The sequence below is a fragment of the Bradyrhizobium sp. USDA 4541 genome (assembly GCF_024171085.1).
In the GTDB taxonomy this organism is placed as follows: Bacteria; Pseudomonadota; Alphaproteobacteria; order Rhizobiales; family Xanthobacteraceae; genus Bradyrhizobium; species Bradyrhizobium australafricanum.
Genome location: NZ_JALJZF010000001.1, coordinates 6,326,876 through 6,348,285 on the forward strand (window position 1 = coordinate 6,326,876; position 21,410 = coordinate 6,348,285).

Annotated in this window: 15 protein-coding genes; 6 read left to right on the forward strand and 9 right to left on the reverse strand. The window is 65.4% G+C overall.

The window, feature by feature from the left end; translation table 11 throughout:
* Positions 1-6: 6 nt before the first annotated feature.
* From J2R80_RS30120 to J2R80_RS30140, 5 genes are all read right to left on the reverse strand, one after another.
* Positions 7-1,479, reverse strand: a complete 1,473-nt coding sequence (locus J2R80_RS30120) for an efflux transporter outer membrane subunit (RefSeq protein ID WP_076832244.1) — start codon at positions 1,477-1,479, stop codon at positions 7-9.
* Positions 1,480-4,764: an efflux RND transporter permease subunit gene (locus J2R80_RS30125; protein ID WP_253639889.1), complete on the reverse strand. Its 3,285-nt coding sequence runs from the start codon at positions 4,762-4,764 to the stop codon at positions 1,480-1,482.
* A gap of 3 nt (positions 4,765-4,767) precedes the next feature.
* A complete protein-coding gene (locus tag J2R80_RS30130; protein WP_057019984.1) occupies positions 4,768-7,875 on the reverse strand; it encodes an MdtB/MuxB family multidrug efflux RND transporter permease subunit in 3,108 nt (1,035 codons plus the stop codon).
* A complete protein-coding gene (locus J2R80_RS30135) occupies positions 7,872-9,191 on the reverse strand; it encodes an MdtA/MuxA family multidrug efflux RND transporter periplasmic adaptor subunit (RefSeq protein ID WP_375162613.1) in 1,320 nt (439 codons plus the stop codon). The genes J2R80_RS30130 and J2R80_RS30135 overlap by 4 nt, the downstream gene beginning before the upstream one ends.
* A gap of 177 nt (positions 9,192-9,368) precedes the next feature.
* Positions 9,369-10,814 (reverse strand): DASS family sodium-coupled anion symporter, encoded by a 1,446-nt coding sequence (locus J2R80_RS30140; protein WP_018271403.1) that lies wholly within the window; start codon positions 10,812-10,814, stop codon positions 9,369-9,371.
* A gap of 223 nt (positions 10,815-11,037) precedes the next feature.
* Here J2R80_RS30140 and aat point away from each other — a divergent pair, with 223 nt between their 5' ends.
* Positions 11,038-11,718 carry a leucyl/phenylalanyl-tRNA--protein transferase gene (gene aat / locus J2R80_RS30145; RefSeq protein WP_057019982.1) on the forward strand — a complete coding sequence of 227 codons (681 nt, stop codon included), beginning with the start codon at positions 11,038-11,040 and terminating at the stop codon, positions 11,716-11,718.
* A gap of 102 nt (positions 11,719-11,820) precedes the next feature.
* Here aat and J2R80_RS30150 read toward each other — a convergent pair whose 3' ends face one another.
* Entirely contained in the window at positions 11,821-12,819 is a 999-nt protein-coding gene (locus J2R80_RS30150; protein WP_253608831.1) for a DUF2155 domain-containing protein, read from the reverse strand.
* Between the two features lie 245 nt (positions 12,820-13,064).
* On the opposite strand from J2R80_RS30150, the gene J2R80_RS30155 reads away from it, so the two are divergent.
* From J2R80_RS30155 to J2R80_RS30170, 4 genes are all read left to right on the forward strand, one after another.
* Positions 13,065-13,844, forward strand: a complete 780-nt coding sequence (locus J2R80_RS30155; protein WP_253608832.1) for an SDR family NAD(P)-dependent oxidoreductase — start codon at positions 13,065-13,067, stop codon at positions 13,842-13,844.
* A gap of 111 nt (positions 13,845-13,955) precedes the next feature.
* Positions 13,956-14,897: an alpha/beta hydrolase gene (locus tag J2R80_RS30160; protein WP_253639890.1), complete on the forward strand. Its 942-nt coding sequence runs from the start codon at positions 13,956-13,958 to the stop codon at positions 14,895-14,897.
* 164 nt (positions 14,898-15,061) lie between these two features.
* A complete protein-coding gene (locus J2R80_RS30165; RefSeq protein WP_253639891.1) occupies positions 15,062-16,285 on the forward strand; it encodes an SLC13 family permease in 1,224 nt (407 codons plus the stop codon).
* A gap of 114 nt (positions 16,286-16,399) precedes the next feature.
* The gene (locus tag J2R80_RS30170) at positions 16,400-16,834 is read left to right on the forward strand and encodes a hypothetical protein (RefSeq protein ID WP_229193149.1); all 435 of its coding nucleotides are present in this window, start codon (positions 16,400-16,402) and stop codon (positions 16,832-16,834) included.
* 247 nt (positions 16,835-17,081) lie between these two features.
* Here J2R80_RS30170 and J2R80_RS30175 read toward each other — a convergent pair whose 3' ends face one another.
* Positions 17,082-17,300 carry a hypothetical protein gene (locus J2R80_RS30175; protein ID WP_253639892.1) on the reverse strand — a complete coding sequence of 73 codons (219 nt, stop codon included), beginning with the start codon at positions 17,298-17,300 and terminating at the stop codon, positions 17,082-17,084.
* 122 nt (positions 17,301-17,422) lie between these two features.
* Positions 17,423-18,361 carry a GlxA family transcriptional regulator gene (locus J2R80_RS30180; RefSeq protein ID WP_253639893.1) on the reverse strand — a complete coding sequence of 313 codons (939 nt, stop codon included), beginning with the start codon at positions 18,359-18,361 and terminating at the stop codon, positions 17,423-17,425.
* Between the two features lie 140 nt (positions 18,362-18,501).
* Here J2R80_RS30180 and J2R80_RS30185 point away from each other — a divergent pair, with 140 nt between their 5' ends.
* Entirely contained in the window at positions 18,502-19,188 is a 687-nt protein-coding gene (locus J2R80_RS30185) for a DJ-1/PfpI family protein (protein ID WP_253639894.1), read from the forward strand.
* Positions 19,189-20,852: 1,664 nt separating this feature from the next.
* Here J2R80_RS30185 and J2R80_RS30190 read toward each other — a convergent pair.
* Complete coding sequence (locus tag J2R80_RS30190) at positions 20,853-21,263, reverse strand: NADH:ubiquinone oxidoreductase subunit NDUFA12 (protein WP_057019975.1); 411 nt, start codon at positions 21,261-21,263, stop codon at positions 20,853-20,855.
* Positions 21,264-21,410 lie beyond the last annotated feature (147 nt).

A 21,410-nucleotide genomic window follows, 5' to 3' on the forward strand; every position in this document is an offset into this window, starting at 1 on the left:
CTGACCTCATGGCACTGCCGCCGCCAGCGTACCGGCGGGCGTCCAGCCGCCGCCGAGCGCCTGGAACAGGCTGCTCGCCGCGAGCAGCTTGTTGAGCCTGACCGTGACCAGATTGTTCTCGGCGGTGAACAGCGTCTGCTGCGCCTGCAGCACCGTGATCAGGTTGACCGTGCCGCCGCGCAGCTGCGTCTCGGCGACCTCGAACGCCTTGCGCGAGGCGGCGACGACGTCGGACTGCAGGCGCTCCTGCAATGTGTACTTCTGCAACGCGATCAGCGCCTTCTCGACATCGGCGAAGGCCGACAGCACCGCCTTGCGATAGGCCTGCAGGTTTTGCAGCTGCTGCCCCTTGGCGAGCTTGAGCTGGCTCTCCAGCAGGAAGCCGTCGAACAGCGGCTGGGTCAGCCCGGCGGCGAGCGTGTAGTACCAGGCGCCGGGAGCGAACAGCGCGGCGAGCGCCGCGCTCTGGAAGCCGGTAGTGCCGGTCAGCTGGATCTGCGGAAAGAATGCCGCGCGCGCCGCGTCGACGCTGAAATTGGACGACGCCAGCTGCGCCTCGGCCTCGCGGACGTCAGGCCGCTGGTAGAGCAATTCCGACGGCAGTCCCGGCGTGACGCGCGGCACCGCGATCTGCGTGGTGGACCCGCCGCGCACCTTGAAATCGGCCGGCGCGCGCGCCACCAGCACGGCGAGCGCCGCGGTGTTCTGCCCGACCGTTACCTCGAGCGGCGGGATCGCCGCGCGCTGCGTGGCGACCAGCGCCTCCTGCTGCGACAGATCCAGCTGCGAAGCGGTGCCGCCCGCAAATTGCGACTTGATCAGCGCAAGGATGCGCTCGGCCGCCGCGAGGTTGCGGCGGGTGACCTTGATCTGGTCCTGCGCCGCCAGCAGCTGGAAATAGGTGTTGGCGACCGTCGCCATCGTGGTCAGCGCGACCACCTCGCGATTGTAGCGCGCGACGGTCGCGCTCTCCTCGGAGGCCGACAGCGTCGCGCGGTTCTTGCCCCAGAAATCGACGATGTAGCTTGCGCTCAGCCCCAGGCTGTACTGCGAGAAGGTGCCGCTGGTGCCGAACGACGAACTGGATCCCGTTGCCACGCGCTGACGCTCGGCATTCGCCGATCCGGAGATGGACGGCAGCAGCGCGGCGCCGGACACGCCGACCTGGGCGTCGGCCTGCACGATCTGGGCGATCGCCACCGCGATGTCGAGATTGTAGAGCTGCGCGGACTCCATCAGCCCGGTCAGCTCGGGCGAGCGGAAGCCGCGCCACCAGGCGAGCGCCGGAACAGCCGCGTCGGCATCGCCTTTGGCCGCAGTCTTGTAGCTCGCCGGCACTTCGAGGCTGAGCTCCGGCTTCTCCGCCCCGGGAATACAGCCGGACAGACCGAGGCTGAGGCCGCCGAACGCCGCCACGCGCAGAAACCGGATCGGCTTGCGCATCAACTGAAGATTTCGCAACGCTGTACCTGTCGGCATTTACTCGCCCGGTTGAAGTGAGGAGCCCGGCGTCCGCATCGCGCCGCCACGGCGCGCGCGCTGGGCCCACAGGCGGAACCGGTCGAGATAGAGGTAGATAACCGGCGTCGTGTAGAGCGTGAGGACCTGGCTCAGGATCAGGCCACCGACGATGGCGATGCCGAGCGGCTGCCGCAGCTCGCCGCCGTCGCCCATGCCGATCGCCAGCGGCACCGCCCCGAGCAGCGCGGCCATCGTCGTCATCATGATGGGGCGGAAGCGCAGCAGGCAGGCCTCCCGGATCGCCTCGAGCGGCTCCAGCCCGCGCCTGCGTTCCGCCTCCAGCGCAAAGTCGATCATCATGATGGCGTTCTTCTTCACAATGCCGATCAGCAGGATGACGCCGATCAGCGCCATGATACTGAACTCGGTCTTGAATGCCATCAGCGCCAGCAAGGCGCCCACACCCGCCGAGGGCAATGTGGACAAGATGGTCAGCGGATGGATGTAGCTCTCGTAGAGCACGCCCAGCACGATGTAGATCGCCACCAGCGCGGCCAGGATCAGGAACGGCTGGTTGCTCAGCGAGTCCTGGAACGCCTTGGCGGTACCCTGGAAGGTGCCGCGGATCGTGGCCGGGACCCCAATCCGGTTCATGGTCGCCTCGATGCTGCCGACCGCCGTGCTCAGCGACACGTTCGGCGGCAGGTTGAACGAGATGGTGTTGGCGACCAACAGACCCTGGTGATTGACCGCAAGCGGCGTCGCGCCCTGCTTGAATGCTGCAACTTCCGACAGCGGGATCATGGTCTCGCTGCTGGTGGAGACGGCCGATCCGGTCGAGGCAACGCCCTTCCCGGTCGAACCGATCGAGTTGGTGGCCTGGTTGCGCGCGGCCTGGGCGTTGGCTGCACTGGCCGCGCTGGAGTTGCCTGGGGCGACGACCGTGCCTGCCACCGCGTTGGTCGATTGCGAGCCGCCGACCGATCCGCCGGACGTGCTGATATAGACGTCCTTCAGCGTCTCCGGGTTCTGCCAGTAGCGCGGCGCGACCTCCATGATGACGTGATACTGGTTGCGCGCGACATAGATCGTCGACACCTGCCGCTGGCCGAAGGCGTCGTAGAGGGTGTTGTCGATCTGGCTCACCGTGATGCCGAGCCGGGCCGCGGCGTCGCGGTCGATCACGAGATCGGATTCCAGGCCCTTGTTCTGCTGGTCGCTGTTGACGTCGGCGAGATCAGGATCGCGCTGCAGGGCCGCCGCGATCTTCGGCGTCCATTCATTGAGCTCCTCCAGCGTCGATCCCTGCAGCGTGTACTGATACTGCGCGTTCGAGGCCCTGCCCCCGACCCGGATGTCCTGCACCGCCTGCAGGAACAGGCTCGCGCCCGGCACCACCGACATCTCGCGGCGCAGCCGCGCGATCACGCCGTCGGCGCCGATCTTGCGCTCATCAAGCGGACGAAGCGAGACGAACACGAAGCCGGAATTGGTCTGCCCGCCGCCGGTGAAGCCGACCGCCGTCTCAACCGCCGGATCGCGCTTGATGATGCCGACGAACCGCGCGAGCTTCTGCTGCATCAGCTGGAACGACACGCTCTGGTCAGCCTGGATCGAGCCGACCAGCCGGCCGGTGTCCTGCTGCGGGAAGAAGCCCTTCGGGATCACGTCGTAGAGATAGAAGTTGAGGCCGAACACCGCCGCCAGGATCAGCATCACCGACAGCGGATGCGCCAACGCCGCGGTCAGCGTTCTGCGGTAGAAATTTAGCATCGCCTCGAAGAAGCGCTCGCTCGCCCAATAGAGCCGGCCATGGTTGCCGGCGTCGGGCTTGAGCAGCACGGCGCACATCATCGGCGTGGTCGCCAGCGAGACCGCGAGCGAGATCAGGATCGAGATCGAGATCACCATCGCGAACTCGCGGAACAGCCGCCCGACGATGCCGGCCATCAGCAGGATCGGGATGAACACCGCGATCAGCGAGATGCTCATCGACAGCACGGTGAAGCCGACCTCGTTGGCGCCCTTCAGCGCCGCCTCGAGCGGGCTCAGCCCCTGCTCGATGTAGCGGGTGACGTTCTCCAGCACCACTATGGCGTCGTCGACCACGAAGCCGGTCGCGACCGTCAGCGCCATCAGGGAGAGGTTGTCGAGGCTGTAGCCGAACAGGTACATCGTCCCGAAGGTCGCAACCAGCGACACCGAGGCCGCCACCACCGGAATGAAGGTGGCCCGCGCATTGCGCAGGAAGGCGAACACCACGATGATGACCAACAGCACCGCCAGAACCAGGGTTCGTTCGACGTCCCGGAGCGAGGTGCGGATGGTGGTCGAACGGTCGACCGCAAAGCCTATATCGATCGCCGGCGAGACTGACGCCTGCAGCTGCGGCATCACCCCCTTCACGAGGTCGACGGTACTGATGATGTTGGCGTTCGGCTGCCGGTAGAGGATGATCAGCACCGCCGGCTTGCCGTTCGCGAGACCGGCATTGCGCAAATTCTCGACGCCGTCGGCCACCTCGCCGACGTCGGAGAGATGAACCGGCGCGCCATTGCGGTAGGCCACGATCAGCGACTTGTAGTCGCCAGCCTTGTTGGCCTGGTCGTTGGCGTAGACCTGGTAGCGCTGGTCGCCGACGTCGATGCCGCCCTTCGGGCTGTGGGCGTTGGCGCTCGACAGCGCCGCGCGGACGTCTTCCAGACCGATGCCGTATTTGTAGAGCGCCTGCGGGATCAGATCGACGCGCACGGCCGGCAGCGAGCTGCCGCCGACCACGACCTCGCCGATGCCCTCGACCTGCGACAGCTTCTGCGCCAGCACCGTGGAGGCGGCGTCGTAGAGATCGCCGCGCGTCAGCGTATCCGACGTCAGCGTCAGGATCAGGATCGGCGCGTCGGCCGGGTTGACCTTGCGGTAGGTCGGATTGCTGCGCAGGCTGGTCGGCAGGTCGGCCCGCGCCGCATTGATCGCGGCCTGCACGTCGCGCGCCGCGCCGTTGATGTCGCGGTTCAGCCCGAACTGCAGCGTGATGCGGGTCGCGCCCACCGAGCTCGACGACGTCATCTCGGTGACGTCGGCGATCTGGCCGAGATGTCGCTCGAGCGGACTTGCGACCGTGGTCGCGACATCCTGCGGGCTGGCGCCGGGCAGCGTCGCCTGCACCGAGATGGTCGGGAAATCCACCTGCGGCAGCGGCGACACCGGCAGCTTGAAGAACGCGACAATGCCGGCCGCCGCAAGCCCGAACGTCAACAGCGTCGTTGCCACCGGCCTACGGATGAAGGGCGTTGACGGATCCATGGCTCAACGCGACCCGCTCGCCTCGCCGATCTCGTCCGCCCGCCCGGCAAACCGCAGCGCGAGGCGATCGAACCAGAGGTAGATCACCGGTGTCGTGAACAGGGTCAGCAGCTGGCTCACCAGGAGGCCGCCGACGATCGAAATGCCGAGCGGATTCCGCAGCTCGGACCCCGCGCCGCTGCCGAGCATCAGCGGCAGCGCGCCGAGCACAGCTGCCATCGTCGTCATGATGATCGGCCGGAACCGCAGCAGGCAGGCCTGATAGATCGCCTCCCGCGGCGGCTTGCCCTCGTTGCGCTCGGCATCGAGCGCGAAGTCGATCATCATGATCGCGTTCTTCTTCACGATGCCGATCAGGAGGATGATGCCGATGATCGCGATGATCGTGAGATCCTGTCCGGCCATCATCAGCGCCAGCAGCGCGCCGATCCCGGCCGAGGGCAGCGTCGAGAGGATGGTTAAAGGATGGATGAAGCTCTCATAGAGCACGCCGAGCACGATATAGACCGTGATGATCGCGGCGAGGATCAGGAACAGCTGGTTGGACAGCGAGGACTGGAACGCCAGCGCCGCGCCCTGGAAGCTCGTGATCATGCCGAGCGGCTGGTTAATGTCGGCCTGCGCCTGCTTGATCGCCGTTACCGCCCCGCCGAGCGAGGCGCCGGGCGCCAGGTTGAACGAGACGGTCGCCGACGGGAACTGGCCGAGATGCGAGATCTGCAGCGGCGCGGTCTCCACCCGCATCTTGGCCATCACCGACAGCGGCACCGGCGTCGAGCCCACCGATGACGGCAGGTAGATCGACGACAGAGAGTCCAGCGAAGTCTGCAGCGACGGATCGGCCTCGAGGATCACGCGGTACTGGTTCGAATTGGTGAAGACGGTCGAGACGATGCGCTGGCCGTAGGAATCGTACAGTGCGTTGTCGATCGTCGCCGGCGTGATGCCGAATCGCGCCGCCTGGTCGCGGTCGATGTCGACGAACACCGAAAGCCCCTGCGCCGAAATATCGCTCGTGACATCGCTGAGCTGGGGCAATTCCCGGAGCTTGTCGACCAGCTTCGGCGTCCATTCCGCAAGCTCGTTCGGATCGGCATCCTGCAGGATGAACTGGTACTGCGTCCGGCTCACCGTGCCTTCGATGGTGAGGTCCTGGACCGGCTGCATGTAGAGCGTGATGCCGGTCAGCGCCGCCGTGCTCGCCTTGATCCGGTCCATGATCGTCGAGACATTGGCCTTGCGCTGCTCATGCGGCTTCAGATTGATCAGGATGCGGCCGCTGTTCAGCGTGGTGTTGGTGCCGTCGACGCCGATGAACGACGACAGGCTCTGCACGTCCGGATCCTTCAGGATCGCGCTGGCGAGCCGCTGCTGCCGCTCGGCCATCGCCGCATAGGACACCGATTGCGGCGCCTCGGAGATCGCCTGGATCACGCCGGTGTCCTGCACCGGAAAGAAGCCCTTGGGGATAACGACGTAGAGCAGCGCCGTCAGACCAAAGGTGGCGAGCGCGATCAGCAGCACGAAGGTCTGGCGATCCAGCACCCAATTGAGCATGCGGGCGTAGATCGCAATGACGGCATCGAAGCCTTCGCGGCTGAGCCGCTGGAAGGTGTTTTCCCGCGCCATGGCCTCCGGCTTCAGTAGCTTGGCGCAGGCCATCGGCACCAGGGTCAGCGACACCACGGCCGAGATCAGGATCGTGACCGACAGCGTGATGGCGAATTCGCGGAACAGGCGGCCGACGACGTCGCCCATGAACAGCAGCGGGATCAGGACCGCGATCAGCGATACCGTCAGCGAGATGATGGTGAAGCCGATCTGCTCCGACCCTCGCAGCGACGCCTCGAGCGGCGACTCGCCCTCCTCGATGTAGCGCGAGATGTTCTCGATCACGACGATGGCGTCGTCGACCACGAAGCCGGTCGCGATCGTCAGCGCCATCAGCGACAGATTGTTCAGGCTGAAGCCGAACAGATACATCGCGCCCAGCGTGCCGACCAGCGAGAGCGGCACCGACAGGCTCGGGATCAGCGTGGCGCGGGTCGAGCGCAGGAACACGAAGATCACAAGCACGACCAGAATCACGGCGAGCGACAGCTCGTATTCGACGTCGCGCACCGAGGCCCGGATCGTGACGGTGCGGTCGGTCAGGATATTGAGGTCGATCGCGGCCGGCAGCGTGGCCTGCAGCTGCGGCAGCAGGTCCTTGATGCCCTGCACCACCGAGATGACGTTGGCGCCGGGTTGGCGCTGGATGTTGAGGATGATCGCCGGCGTCTCGTTCATCCAGGCGCCGAGCTTGTCGTTCTGCGCGCCGTCGACGACGTTGCCGACATCGCTGAGGCGGACCGGCGAGCCGTTCTTGTAGGCGATGATCAGCGAGCGGTAGTCGCTGGCATTGCGGATCTGGTCGTTGGCATTGATGGTGTAGGCGCGCATCGCGCCGTCGAAGTTGCCCTTCGGCGTGTTGACGTTGGCGTTGCCGAGCGTGGTGCGGAGATCGTCGATGTTGAGGCCATAGGCCGCGAGCTTGCGGATATCAGCCTGGATGCGCACCGCGGGCCGCTGGCCGCCGCTGATGCTGACGAGGCCGACGCCCGGCAGCTGCGAGATCTTCTGCGCCAGCCGCGTGTCGACGAAATCCTGTACCTGGGTCAGCGGCATGGTCTTCGAGGTCAGGCCGAGGGTCAGGATCGGCGCATCGGCCGGATTGACCTTGGCGTAGATCGGCGGCGCCGGCAGGTCCGACGGCAACAGATTGCCCGCGGCATTGATCGCGGCCTGCACCTCCTGCTCGGCGACGTCGAGCGAGATCGACAGGCCGAATTGCAGCGTGATCACGGACGAGCCCGCCGAGCTCACCGAGCTCATCTGGGTCAGATTCGGCATCTGGCCGAACTGCACCTCGAGCGGCGCCGTCACCGACGAGGTCATCACGTCGGGGCTCGCGCCCGGATAGAAGGTCTGCACCTGGATGGTCGGGTAGTCGACCTCCGGCAGTGCCGCGACCGGGAGAAATCTGAATGCCAGCATGCCCGACAGCATGATGGCGATCATCATCAGGGTCGTCGCCACCGGCCGCAGGATGAATGGCCGCGACGGGTTCATTTCTTCTGCCCGTCCTCGGACCGCTTGTGGTGGCCGCCTCCGGGATCAGCGCCGTCCTTACTATCTCCCTTGCCGTCTCCCTTCGCGGCCCCGTTCGCCGCCCCCTTGGCCGCAGCGGCAGGGTTCGCGGCATCGGCGGGGGAGCGCACCACCACCTTCGCACCCTCGCGCAGCTTGTCGGCGCCGTCGATCACGATGCGATCGCCGGCCACGAGCCCGGACAGCACCTCGACCCGGTCGCCGTCGGTGACGCCGAGCTTGACCGGCCGAACCGAGACCGTGCTGTCGGCGTTGACGAGATAGACGAAGGTGCCGGGGACACCGCGCTGGATGCCGGCGGTCGACATCGTCGTCGCATCCTTGTGGGTATCGAGCAGCAGGCGGACGTTGACGAACTGGTTCGGAAACAGCGTGCGCTTGTCGTTCTCGAACTGCGCCCGCAGCTTGATGGTGCCGGTGGTCGCATCGATCTGGCTGTCGAAGGTCTGCAACGATCCCTCGGCGAGCTTGTTGGCGCCGCTGCGGTCATAGGCCGCCGTCGGCAGCACCGCGCCCTCCCTCAACCGCTTCGAGACCGCCTGCAGATTGTCCTCCGGCAGCGTGAACAGCACGCTGATCGGCTCGAGCTGCGTGATCACGACGAGGCCGTTGGTATCGCCGGGCGTCACATAGTTGCCGAGATCGACCTGGCGCAGTCCGACGCGCCCGTTGATCGGCGACACGATGTGACAATATTGCAAATTCACCTCGGCCGACTTCACCGAGGCGCGATCGGCCTCCACCGTGCCCTGGTACTGCGCGACCAGCGCGACCTGGGTATCGAGCGTCTGATGCGGCACGGCGTTCTGCGCGGCGAGGTTCTGGTAGCGGGTGAGATCGACCTGGGCGCCCTTCAGCTGCGCCTCGTCGCGGGCGAGCTGGCCCTTGGCCTGCGCCAGCGTCGCCTCGTAGGGGCGCGAATCGATCTCGGCGATCAGGTCGCCCTTCTTGACCTCATCGCCCTCCTTGAAATCGATCTTCATCAGATAGCCGCTGATCTGGCTCCTGATCGTCACGGTCGCGAGCGACGTCACGGTGCCGAGCGCATTCAGGCTGACGCCGATATCGCCCTTGCCGATCGTCTCCGGTACGATCGACATCGGCCCGGCGTTGCGCCCGCCACCGGCCTGCGGCGGCGCGGCCTGCTGCCGCGTCCACCAGACGATGCCGGCAAGCACCGCCAATACGAGACATCCCGTCAGAAACCCCCGCCAACGCGATCCTCGCCTGGTTCGCTCGGGCGCCACAATCGACGGGTCTTTGATCTGCTGGTCCATAACCTGCCCACGAAGAAACACGAATGAGCTCGCGCGGCTCTATGTGTCCCCTGAACTCCGCGCGCGCCACATCCGACGAAGCATTTTGAAGGCTTCTGCCGGACAAAGCGCGTTAAGAATTGTAAGGATAGCGGCTCTTCCCGGTCGGCCGCTGTTTCTCGCTGGATTGTGGCTATTTTACCCGATCATTTGTAACCAGGGCAACACGATCAGCAACAATCCGGCAAAGTAGATCAGGCCGAAGATCAGCCCGAATTTCCAGAAGTCGCCTTTGCCGATATAGCCGCTGCCGTAATACATCGGCGCCGGTCCCGTGGCATAGGGCGAAATCACGCCCATCAGGCCCAGCGAATAGACGCAGAGCAGCATCAAGGTCTGCACCGACAGGCCGGGAATGCTGGAGCCGACGGCGAGCACCACCGGCAGCACCGCGGCGGTATGCGAGGTGATGCTCGAGAAGAAATAGTGGATCCAGAAGAAGAAGGTGACGAGCAGGATCATCCCGACCAGCGGCGACGTGCCGGAAAGCGGCTTGGCATAGCCCTCGGCGACCCATTTGATGAAGCCGATCTCGTTGAGGCCGGACGACAGCGTGAGCAGCGAGGTGAAATAGAAAAATACCTCCCACGCACTCTTCTCCGCGACGATGTCCTCGAACGCGATCACGCCGGTCAGCAGCATCAGCGAGATCACGACGAACACGACCGTGGTCGCGTTGATGAAATTCGAGCCGAGCAGCGGCACGCTGATGTTGGGATTGGAGCCGCAGATCCACAGGAACATCGCGAGCACCACCAGCACCGCCATGATCCATTCGTGCCGCGACGGCGGCCCCATCTTGGCGAGCTCGCCCTCGCTCCAGGTCACGATCTCGGGGCTCTCCTTGATCTCGGGCCGGCAGACCAGATAGCTGAGCAGCGGCACCAGCAGCAGCAAGAGGATGCCGAGCGGCGCGAACCCGATGAACCATTGCGACCAACCAACCTCGATGTTGACGAGCTTCTTGGCGATCGAGAGCGCGGCGGCGTTCGGCGCCAGCGCGGTCAGGAACAGCGAGCTGGTGACGGCCGTGGTCGCGAACGCGGTCCACATCACGAAGGTGCCGATCTTGCCCGCGGTCGGGCCGGGCTCGGAGCCGTAGATGCGCGGGATGTTGCTGACGATCGGATAGATGGTGCCGCCGGAGCGCGCGGTGTTGGACGGCGTCGCCGGCGCCAGCACGAGATCGGAAAACGCCACCGCATAGCCGAGCCCGATGGTGCGGCGGCCGAGGCCGCGCACCAAGAGCAGCGCCAGCCGGCGGCCGAGCCCGCTCTTGCGATAGCCGATCGAGAACACGAAGGCGCCGACGATCAGCCACACCGTGCTCTCGGAAAAGCCGCCGAGCATCCAGCGCAGCGATTTGTTCGGGTCGTGCTCGACATAGCCGCCGATGCCGGCGACCGTCAGGCCGATCAGACCGACCGCGCCGACCGGCATCGATTCAAGGATCAGCCCGGTGATCACGGCGGCGAACACCGCGAAATAGTGCCACTGATTGGCGTTCAGCCCCGAAGGCACCGGGACCAGATAGATCACAAGCCAAACCAGCAACGGCGCAAACGTCCGCCATGACCATTTCATGCAGCGTCCCCCTCACCTGTGTCGATTGTCGGGCGCGCAAGCCGCCGTGTCCCGGCAGCGCCGCCATCTTTTTGTTGCAATCTAGCACGACCGCGCAGTCCGTCTCGGGAAACTGCTGCGGAACGGCGCGGCTTGTGGAGGAACCAGCGCGTTTCGTCAACACGTAGCGTCCCGGTGGCAGCCCCCATCGCAAGACCGCCCGCGCTTTGCTATCCTTGGCGGTATGACGTCACGCGACTCCGCCTCCTCCGAGATCACGCCCGAGGTGCTGCTGCGCGCCTATGCCTGCGGCATCTTCCCGATGGCGGAGAGCGCCGACGATCCAACCCTGTTCTGGGTCGAGCCGGAATTGCGCGGCGTGATTCCGTTCGACGGCTTCCGTGTCGCCTCCCGCCTGGCGCGCACCGTGCGCTCCGATGCCTTCACGGTCACCGTCGATACCGCGTTCAAGGCCGTGATCGCCGGTTGCGCGGCGCCGCAGCCCGGCCGCGACGACACCTGGATCAACAGGCGCATCCGCGATCTCTATGTCGGGCTGTACGCGTCGGGCCATTGCCACAGCGTCGAGGTCTGGCAGGACGACAATCTGGTCGGCGGGCTCTACGGCGTCAGCCTCGGCCGCGCCTTCTTCGGCGAAAGCATGTTTCACACCACGCGCGATGCATCGAAGGTCGCGCTGGTGCATCTGGTGGCGCGGCTGATCGCGGGCGGGTTCGAACTGCTCGACACGCAATATGTGACGGAGCACCTGAGGACGTTCGGCGCGATCGAGATCTCGCGGCGCCGCTATCGCACGCTGCTCGACAAGGCGATCACGGGCGCGCCGGCGGATTTCCGCAGGCTCGACGCCACCCAGCCGGTCAAAGGTGCCGACGCGCTGGCAATCATCGCCGAGCGCAATTGAACGGTTGATCGCGTAGCCCGGATGAAGCGAAGCGCAATCCGGGACAAGTCTCTCCGCGGAGAGAAACCCGGATTTCGCTGCGCTCCATCCGGGCCGTGCTTGCTAGTTCCCAAACAATCCGCCGAACAACCCGCCCGGCCGCTGCTGTTGTTGGGGCGGGGGAGGTGGCGGCTGCTGCTGGTATTGCGGCTGTGGCGGCGGACGCGGTGCGGCCTGCTTCGGCGGCGCGCGCTTCTGGGCCGGCGGCGGCGGAGGCGTCGGCGCCTTCGGCGGATCGGGCGCGGCGGTCACGATGGTCTGGTCCGGCCCTTTGCAGTCGGTCAGCCAGATGTCGTAGATCGGATGCTCGACGCCGTGCAGGCCGGGACTCGCCGCGAACATCCAGCCCGAGAAGATCCGCTTCACCTCGCCCTGCAGCGTGATCTCGTCGACCTCGACAAAGGCATCGGTGTTGGCGGCTTCCGTCGACGGCCTCGTGTAACAGGCATCGGTCTTCACCCGCAGCGCGCCGAACTGCACGGTCTCGCCGATATCCTCGTCGAAATTGATGATGCGCCCGGTGATCTTGTCGAGACCGGAGAAGCTCGCCTTCTTGTTGGTGATCTTGGTCGACGGCGGCTCCTGCACGACCTCGTCGCCCGGCTGCAACGTGGCAGGCGTCTGCGGCGGGGTGCCTGGGGGCGTGCCCTTGGGACGCTGCCCCGGCGGCAGCGGGTTGGCGCCGGGCGGCGTATTGGCGACGGCGGGCCCGCCGGGTTGCGGCGGCTGCACAGCGACACCGGGCTGGGTGCCCTGCGGAGCCACCGTCGAGCCCGGCGGCGGCGCCAGCGGCTGCGACTGCACGCTGCCGGGCGGCGGCACCGCCTGGCCTGGCGGCAGCGCCCGCGGCTGTGTCGGCAGCAGACGGCCGCGCGGCAATTCCGGCACTTCCTCGTCGTCGTCGCTGGGAGGAGCCGGCTGACCACGCGGGATCGAGCCGGGCGGACGCGGCGCGGGATCGGAGAAAATCGTTCCGATCTGCGCGCGCGCGGGCGGCGCAAGCGAGATGGTTGAGGCGGCAACCAGGGCCGCAAAGCCAGTCAGGGCAACGGTTCGAAGCATCTCGCGCGGCTTTAAAGGGCGAATCGGGCTCGCGACAGTCTACCTTGATATCGGCCGCTCGCAGGCCACCGGTTAACACGCCGAATACGGCGGGGAAAGGGCACCCGGCCACCTCTCCCCGGTCCACTGGGCAGCCTCTGGTACTCCTGGGAACACGTGTGATAGTCCTCACGCTGAAGCCACGCCGCCGCGCGTGAAAACCGGGAAAATCCGGATCGAACCGGACCAGCCAGAGGAAACCCTCCATGCCCGATCGCATCAGGCTCGACGGCCGGGTCGCCGTCGTCACCGGGGCTGCCGGCGTCATCGGAACCGCCTCGCTCCAGCTGCTCGCCGAACGGGGTGCGCGGATTGTCGCAGTCGACCGCAAGGGCGCCGATCTCAAAGCCGCCATCAAGGACCTGCCGGCCTCGGCCGAGGCCCTCGCAATCGAAGCCGACGTCACCGACGAGAACGAGGTCAAGGACTATGTCCGCGCCGCCGTCGACCGCTTCGGCACCATCGATGCCTTCTACAACAACGCCGGCGTCGAGGGCGACATCAGGCCGATCCCCGAATATTCGCTGGAGAGCTTTCGCCGGGTGCTCGACGTCAATGTGGTCGGCGTCTTCCTCGGCATGAAGCATGTGCTGCCTGTGATGCTGAAGCAGAACAAGGGCAGCATCATCAACACCGCCTCGATCGCCGGCCTTGTGGGATCGCCGATGATCGCGGTCTACAGCGCGAGCAAGCACGCGGTAATCGGGCTGACCAAGAGCGCGGCTTGGGAATGCACCGGCACCGGCGTGCGGGTCAATTGCGTCTGCCCCGGCATGATCGAGAGCCGGATGCTGAGCACGATCCTGCAGGGCCGCTCCGGCGGCAACGCGCCGCCGCCGATCGAGAAGATCGTCGACCGCATCCCGGCGCGCCGGCTCGGCCTCGCAAGCGAGGTCGCCTCCATTGTCGCTTTCCTTGCCTCCGACGAGGCGAGCTACGTCTCCGGCTCCGCCTACACCGTCGACGGCGGCCGCACCGCCGCCTGACACGACCGTCATTCCGGGATGGTGCGCAAGCACCAGACCCGGAATCTCGAGATTCCGGGTTCGATGCTTCGCATCGCCCCGGAACGACATCACCAAAAGAAGGTCCTCCCAATGCCCGTCGCTCTCGATCCCGATGCCGCTGCCGTCTACAAGGCGTTCCAGGAGGCCGGCCGTCCCGCCTATGAGACGCTGACCGCGCCGGAAGCGCGCGACTATTACCGAGCCGCCCGCGTCGTCTCCAATCCCGAGCCGCCCGCGCTGGAATCGAGCAAGCCGCTCGCGATCCCGGCGCCGCACGGCACGATCCCTGCCCGCATCTACACGCCGTACACGCTGCGCAAGAAAGACGGGCTCGCGCCCTGCCTGGTGTTCTTCCACGGCGGCGGCTGGGTGATCGGCGATCTCGATACCCATGAGGTGGTTTGCCAGAAGCTTGCCCATGAGAGCGAGCTGATCGTGATCTCGATCGATTACCGTCTCGCGCCCGAGCATCGTTTCCCTGCCGCGGTCGATGACGCCGTCACCGCGACCCGATGGGTCGCCGCCAATGCCAGGGATCTCGGCATCGACGCCGCGCGCCTGATCGTCGGCGGCGACAGCGCCGGCGGCAACCTCGCGGCGGTGGTTGCCCTGACCGCCCGCGACGGCGGGCCGAAGCTCGCGGCCCAGCTGCTGATCTATCCCGCGACCGATTTCTCGCGGAAGCATCCCTCGCATCGCGAGCCCGAGACCAGCATCCTGCTGACGCATTCGGTGATCGGCTGGTTCGCCAACCATTATCTCGGTGACGCCGACAACAACGACTGGCGTGCCTCGCCGGCGCGCGCGAAGGACTTTGCCGGCTTGCCGCCGGCCTATGTGCTGACCGCCGGCGCCGATCCGCTCCGCGACGAAGGCGACGAGTATGCGAAATTCCTCAAGGACGCCGGCGTGCCGGTGACCTATCGGCATTTCCCCGGCCAGTTCCACGGCTTCTTCACCATGGGCAAGCTGCTCTATCAGGCCAATATCGCGGTGACCGAGATCAGCGCCTGGCTGAAGACGCTGGGCTGAGCAATCGGACCCGCGGCGACGTGGCTGGCGTCGTTCCCGATCGGGGCTCGCGAGCGCATCGCGAACCTCTTGCGGCGTTAGTGCGCCTTGAAGTTCCCCACGCCGCGCGATAGTGCCGCCTTCAGCGCTTCACGCCGCCGGGCACTCCAGCCATCGAGATCGTCTTGCTCACGCCACTCCTCGTCTACGGTATCCCGCTCGATTTCATCCTGTTCGCGCTGACGCTGCTCGGCGTCGCGATCTTCCATCACCACACGCTCGCGGTGGCGCTGACGGGCCTTGCCGCGATCATCGCCTACAAGCTGCTGTTCGCGGGCTTTGCGAAATTCGGCGCCGGCCTGCCCGGTCTCGCGCATCACATCGAGCATGAGTGGGTCACGCTCGCCAACCTGTTCCTGCTCCTGATGGGCTTTGCGCTGCTGTCGCGCCATTTCGAGGAGAGCCGCATTCCCGACGAGATGCCGGCGCTGCTGCCCGATGACTGGAAGGGCGGACTGATCCTGCTGGTCATCGTGTTCGTGCTGTCGGGCTTCCTCGACAATATCGCGGCCGCGCTGATCGGCGGCACCGTGGCCCGCCACGTGTTCCGTGGCCGCGTCCATATCGGCTATCTCGCGGCCATCGTCGCCGCATCGAATGCCGGCGGCGCCGGCAGCGTCGTCGGCGACACCACGACAACGATGATGTGGATCGACGGCATCAGCCCGCTCACGGTCGTGGAGGCCTATGTCGCAGCCATCGTCGCGATGCTGGTGTTTGCAGTGCCGGCCTCGCTGCAACAGCACCGCTTTTCGCCGATCGTGAAGGATGCACCGTCCGGCCTCAGAATCGACTGGGCGCGGGTTGCGATCGTCGCCGTGATCCTGCTCGCCGCGCTGACGGCCAATGTGACGGCCAATCTGAAGTTCCCCGCGCTGCTCGATGCGCTGCCCGTGCTCGGGCTCGCGGTCTGGGCCGCGATCCTGGTCACCTCGGTGCTGCGCCGACCGGATTGGTCGGTGATGCCCGAGACGCTGAAGGGCACCGTCTTCCTGCTCGCGCTGGTGACGGCGGCCTCGATGATGCCGGTGGAGAAATTGCCTGCCGCATCGTGGCAGACCGCGCTCGGGCTCGGCTTCGTCTCGGCGGTGTTCGACAATATTCCCCTGACCGCGCTGGCGCTGAAGCAAGGCGGCTATGACTGGGGCTTTCTCGCCTACGCGGTCGGATTTGGCGGGTCGATGGTCTGGTTCGGCTCGTCGGCGGGCGTTGCAGTGTCCAACATGTACCCGGAAGCCAAATCGGTGGTCCGCTGGATCACCCAAGGCTGGCCGATCATGGCGGCCTATGTCGTCGGCTTCTTTGTGATGCTCGCACTGCTTGGCTGGCATCCCGACGCGCCACATTGACGCAACACAATGCTGCAATGCACAATTGCGCTTACCTCAAAACTGTGGAAAATCGAGACAATTCCGTTGACATTGCTAAACTCCATTCGCCGTAACAAGTTATGGAGAGTTCGCATGAGTGTTAGTGCAGAAGTCCTCGCCCGCGCTCCGTCGGAGCAGATGGAGGACGAAATCAACACGGTGACTTCGCATCGACCACGCAGCAACATCCGGCCCCTCTCGCCGATGCCGGACTATGTCGAGCATCGCAACGGCGTCAACGAGGTGGGCAAGCTGTCGGCCGAGGCGGTCGTGCGCGAATATGAAGCGGCGGTGAAAGAGATCGAGGCCCTTGGATCGGAACTGCAACTGGCCGCCAAGAACTGCGAGGTCATGGTCGCAGGCGTTCATGACATGATCGCGGAGATCAAGGAGTTCGCTGCCGGTTACCGCGATCAGGGCAAGCGCTTCTTCCTGCAGATCGAAGCCGTCTCGCTGATGACCGCGGAGGTCAGGGATACCTGCGAAGCACTCAAGAAGAAGATCGCAACCGATACATTGGGCCAGTGATCTTTCGGTTGAAGCACGGTTCGCGATCAGAGCATCCGTGGATCTCTGCGATCGTGGGCTGATCCTGTATTGGTGAATGACTGCGCTATTCCGGCGCGGCGGAACCGTTAGTTCTATTCAAGACCAAGTCGCTCAAGACTAAGTCGTTCAACATCTTGCCCCGCTTCGGCGGGGCATTTTTTGTTGCGAGACGAGTGATCTCTGCACGGGCTGCGTCCTCGAACCGGCCGGACCTCCGTCCATGCCCTTAACGTGCGTCAGTTGCACGCCCGGTCATGTCCGTTGCCGGAGGCAAATCGGATATCGCGGACCAGCGATCGCTGAAATCCTTGGCCGGGATTGTGTCCGTGCCGGCGACGGCAATGCCGTCGGTCCGGGGCGCGTGCGACTTGATGGTCGCGGCGGTCGCGGTGACAGCCAGCAGGGCGACAGCCACGAACCCGGTAATCGTTCGATGCTTTGTCATTAGAACCTCCTCGGGTCCCCAATGCCCACTTAACGTGGGTCACGGGAACCCTCGTCAGGTTCATCACTGCAAAGACGACATGGATCGCGTGAAATCGGACAACGAGCTTGTCCCAAACGCGCCTACCCGGCCCGCGCCGCACGCCGCAGTGATTGCGGCGGCTGGCCGAAGGCGCGGATGAAGGCGCGGCGCATCCGCTCAGGATCGCGGAAGCCGGTGATCTCGGCGACGCGCTCGATCGCCTCGCCCGACGACTGCACGCGCTGCCGCGCGACTTCGATCCTGAGCCGCTCGACCGCTTTCGACGGCGTCGTGCCGGTCTCCGCGATGAAGGCGCGGGTGAAATGCCGCGAACTCATCCCGGCCTTGTCGGCGAGGTTCTCGACCGTCAGCGGCGCATCGAGATGCTCGCGCGCCCAGGCGAGCAGTGGCCCGAACCGGCCGTTCGGCGTCTTCAATTCCAGCAGCGAGGAAAACTGCGACTGCCCGCCGCTGCGCCGATGATACAGCACGAGTTGCCGCGCGGTATTCTGCGCGACCTCGTCGCCATAGTCCTCGGTGATCATCGCGAGCGCGAGGTCGATGCCGGCGGTGATGCCAGCCGAACTCCAGATATTGCCGTCACGCACGAAGATCTGGTCCGGCTCGAGCTTGATCTTCGGATAAGTCTTCACGAAATGCGGCGTGCGCTGCCAATGCGTGGTGGCGCGGCGGCCGTCGAGCAGGCCCGCCTCGGCCAGCACATAGGCGCCCGAGCAGACGCTGGCGACGCGAATGCCGCGGCCGGCCATCCGCCGCACGAATGACAGCGTGACTGGACAGGTCGCCGGCGTGCGCACACCGTTGCCGCCGGCAATGATCAACGTCGTGATCGCCGTCGATGGCTTGAAGCCGCGTGCGAGCATCTCGACACCGGACGAAGAGCGCACCGGTCCTGCCTTCACGGCAAGCGTCCTGATCGCCGGCGCGTTGTTGGCGAAGCGCGCCGCGATCTCGAAGGCCGCGATCGGCCCGGCCGCGTCGAGCAGCTGGAAGTCGGGAAAGATCAGGATGCCGATCATCGCCAAATCCTCGCGGGTGACGTTACTTTCCTGGCAGCCCTCTCTCAGGAGCCTTCGTCCGAAAATGAGGGAAATACGCCATTTTGGACGAGAGGCCATCATGACATCGTGGTTCCGTCAAGCGCTATTTGGAGCCCCCGATGACCGAACCCCTGCAGATTGGATTGCTCGTCTTCCCGAAGGTGACCCAGCTCGACCTGACCGGTCCGCTGCAGGTGTTCTCCTCGGTCCCCGGCGCCAAGGTGCATCTGATCTGGAAACGCATCGAACCTGTTCCGACTGATTCCGTCATGGTCCTGACGCCGACCACGACCTTTGCCGATTGCCCGCAGCTCGACGTGATCTGCGTGCCCGGCGGCTTCGGCACCAACGACATGGTCGGCGACGAGGAGATGCTGGCCTTCCTGCGCAAGCAGGCCGAGGGTGCGAAATACGTCACGTCGGTCTGCACGGGATCGCTGGTGCTCGGCGCGGCCGGCCTGCTCAAGGGCTTTCGCGCCACCACGCATTGGAGCTCGATCGATTTCCTGTCGGGCTTCGGGGCCATTCCGACCAGGACGCGCGTCTGCGTCGACCGCAACCGCTTCACCGGCGGCGGCGTCACGGCGGGCATCGACTTTGCGCTGACGCTGGTGTCGCAGCTCGTCGACCGCAAGACCGCGGAAGCGATCCAGCTCAGGCTCGAATACAACCCGGCCCCGCCGTTCAACGCGGGCTCGCCGGAGACCGCACCGGCCGAGATCCTCGCTTTCATGAAAGAGCGGATCGCGCCGTCGCAGGCGCGCCGCGCCGACTTGATGGGCCGTGCCGCGGCACGGCTGTCCTGACCTGATCGCCGCAATCGGGATAGGGGGGAGCCTCGCAGCCCCTCCCCTCCCACACCACCGTACATACGGGTCCGTATACGGCGGTTCGCTGGATTAAGCGGCAAGAGTTGTTCTGTTGCCGCCGTAGTTTGGGTGTCAGCAATCGTCGCGCCAGCTTCGACTCCTCTGATCAGCGTCAGTCAGGGTTTCACCCCTTCCCGCCGTTCCGAGGCCAGTTGCCCGGAATTCAGTCGCATGGCCGATGCGATATCGCTGCATCTACTCGTCACTTCCAGCGTTCAGGCCTTCGGCGAAACTCGTTCCGCCTACTATGCCCTCTGCTGACTTCTGCACCGCGGTCAGATCGCCTTACGACGACCTCAGTCTCGTTGCCGAGACGCAGCGCAGATCTCCCGAGGTAAGATCGACCGCCTTCGCCGCACGCCCGCCGGATTTACCACCCCGGCCCTTGATGACCGTGGACTTCGCGATCACGTGCTCGCTCGTCCGGCCGGGTAGGCCTCGTTATCCGGTTTTTGTCCATCGGGCCGCGGCTTTGCTCCACGCTTCCTTCAGACCCCACCTCGCGATGACGCCCTTGCGCTTCGCTAATCCTTCACCGTCATCAGGCTGGATAGAGGACTTCCACCTCCAAGCTGCCGGTCATGCTCGGCACAATCGGGATAGGGGGAGTCTCGCGACTCTCCCCTCCCACACCACCGTACATACGGGTCCGTATACGGCGGTTCACCGGATTAAGCGCGAACGGTTTGTTTTGCGTCCGCGCCAGAGGCTCAGATAGTGGTCTCCGTCGTGTCGGCTTCGGCCCCTTTGAGCGGCGCCGTCCGGGCTTCACCCTTTCCCGCCGCTCCAAAGGCCAGTGACCTGGATTTCAGCCGCATGGCCGGCTCGAGGCTTCCACATCCAAACGTCTTTCCAGCGTTCGGGCCTTCAGCGAAACTCGTTCCGCCTACTATGCCGTCTGCTGACTTCTCCGTCGCGAACACGGACCTTGCGGCCCGCTCAGTCCGGTCGCCCGGACACGCCGAAGATCTCCCGAGGTAAGTTCGACCGCCTTCCCTGCACGCCCGCCGGATTTACCACCCCAACCCTTGATGACTGTGGACTTTGCGATCATTGGCTCGCTCGTCCGGTTGGGTAGGCCTCGTTATCCGGTTTTTGTCCATCGGGCCGCAGGTTTGCTCCACCACGCTTCCTTCAGACCCCACCTCGCGATGACGCCCTTGCGCTTCGCTAACCCTTCGCCGCCATCAGGCTGGGTAAAGGACTTCCACCTCCAAGCTGTCGAACATGCTCGGCACACCAAGAAAAAGGCCGCCCGGTTTCCCGAGCGGCCCTTCCTGTCTCACGGTAGCCTCACATTTGCGGGCGATTTCAGGACGTCTGTACCGGGGGCCTATCTCCCGGCCGCATCCAACTCGGAGGCCGCTGCACATCGGGACAGTCGCGATCTGGAGCCCGATCCGACGCGATGGTTTCCCATCTCCGTAAGATGGCCCTATTGAGCCGCGAACCCGCGCCCGGCGCAAGCGGGCAGCATCGGCTGCAGCCCACCTGTCCCCGCTGTTACCTTTGTTCACAGGCGCGCGCTTGCGCTGCCGGGCGCGTGTGCGATGCACGCGCGTCGTTACGCACGTGCACGTCAGAACAACAATGCGTGAAAGTCAGCTTCCCGGCGTCCAGGCGTGATAGTCGCCGGTCGCCTTGGGGCGGCGGCCGCTCGCCAGCGTCGAGCCGGACGGGCGGTAAGCCTGCGCGGTGCCGGTCAGGTTCGGCAGATGCGGCTTCTCCCATTCGCGCGCCTGGTAGCTCTCCTCGGTCGGCGGCACATCAACCGTGTGATGCAACCAGCCGTGCCAGCCGGCCGGAATGCGGGAGGCTTCGGCGTAGCCGTTGTAGACCACCCAGCGGCGCTCGAAATGCAGCGTCGGGTCGATCTCACCGCCCTTGGTGCGGTAATAGCGGTTGCCCTGCTCGTCCTCGCCGACCAGTTCGCCGAATCGCGAGGTCCACAACTGCGTGCCAAAGGTCTGGCCATTCCACCAGGTGAAGAATTTCAGCAGGAATTGTTTCATGCGTGGCCGGTCGTCGGTTCGAGGCTATGGGCTCTGATGCCACCTCATTCCCCAAATGTCCAGCCGCCGCCAAGGTAGCTCCGCACCCCTCGGACAGCTCCCGGTTTATGCACCCGTTTGGCGACCAAATGACGCGCTCACGAGGAG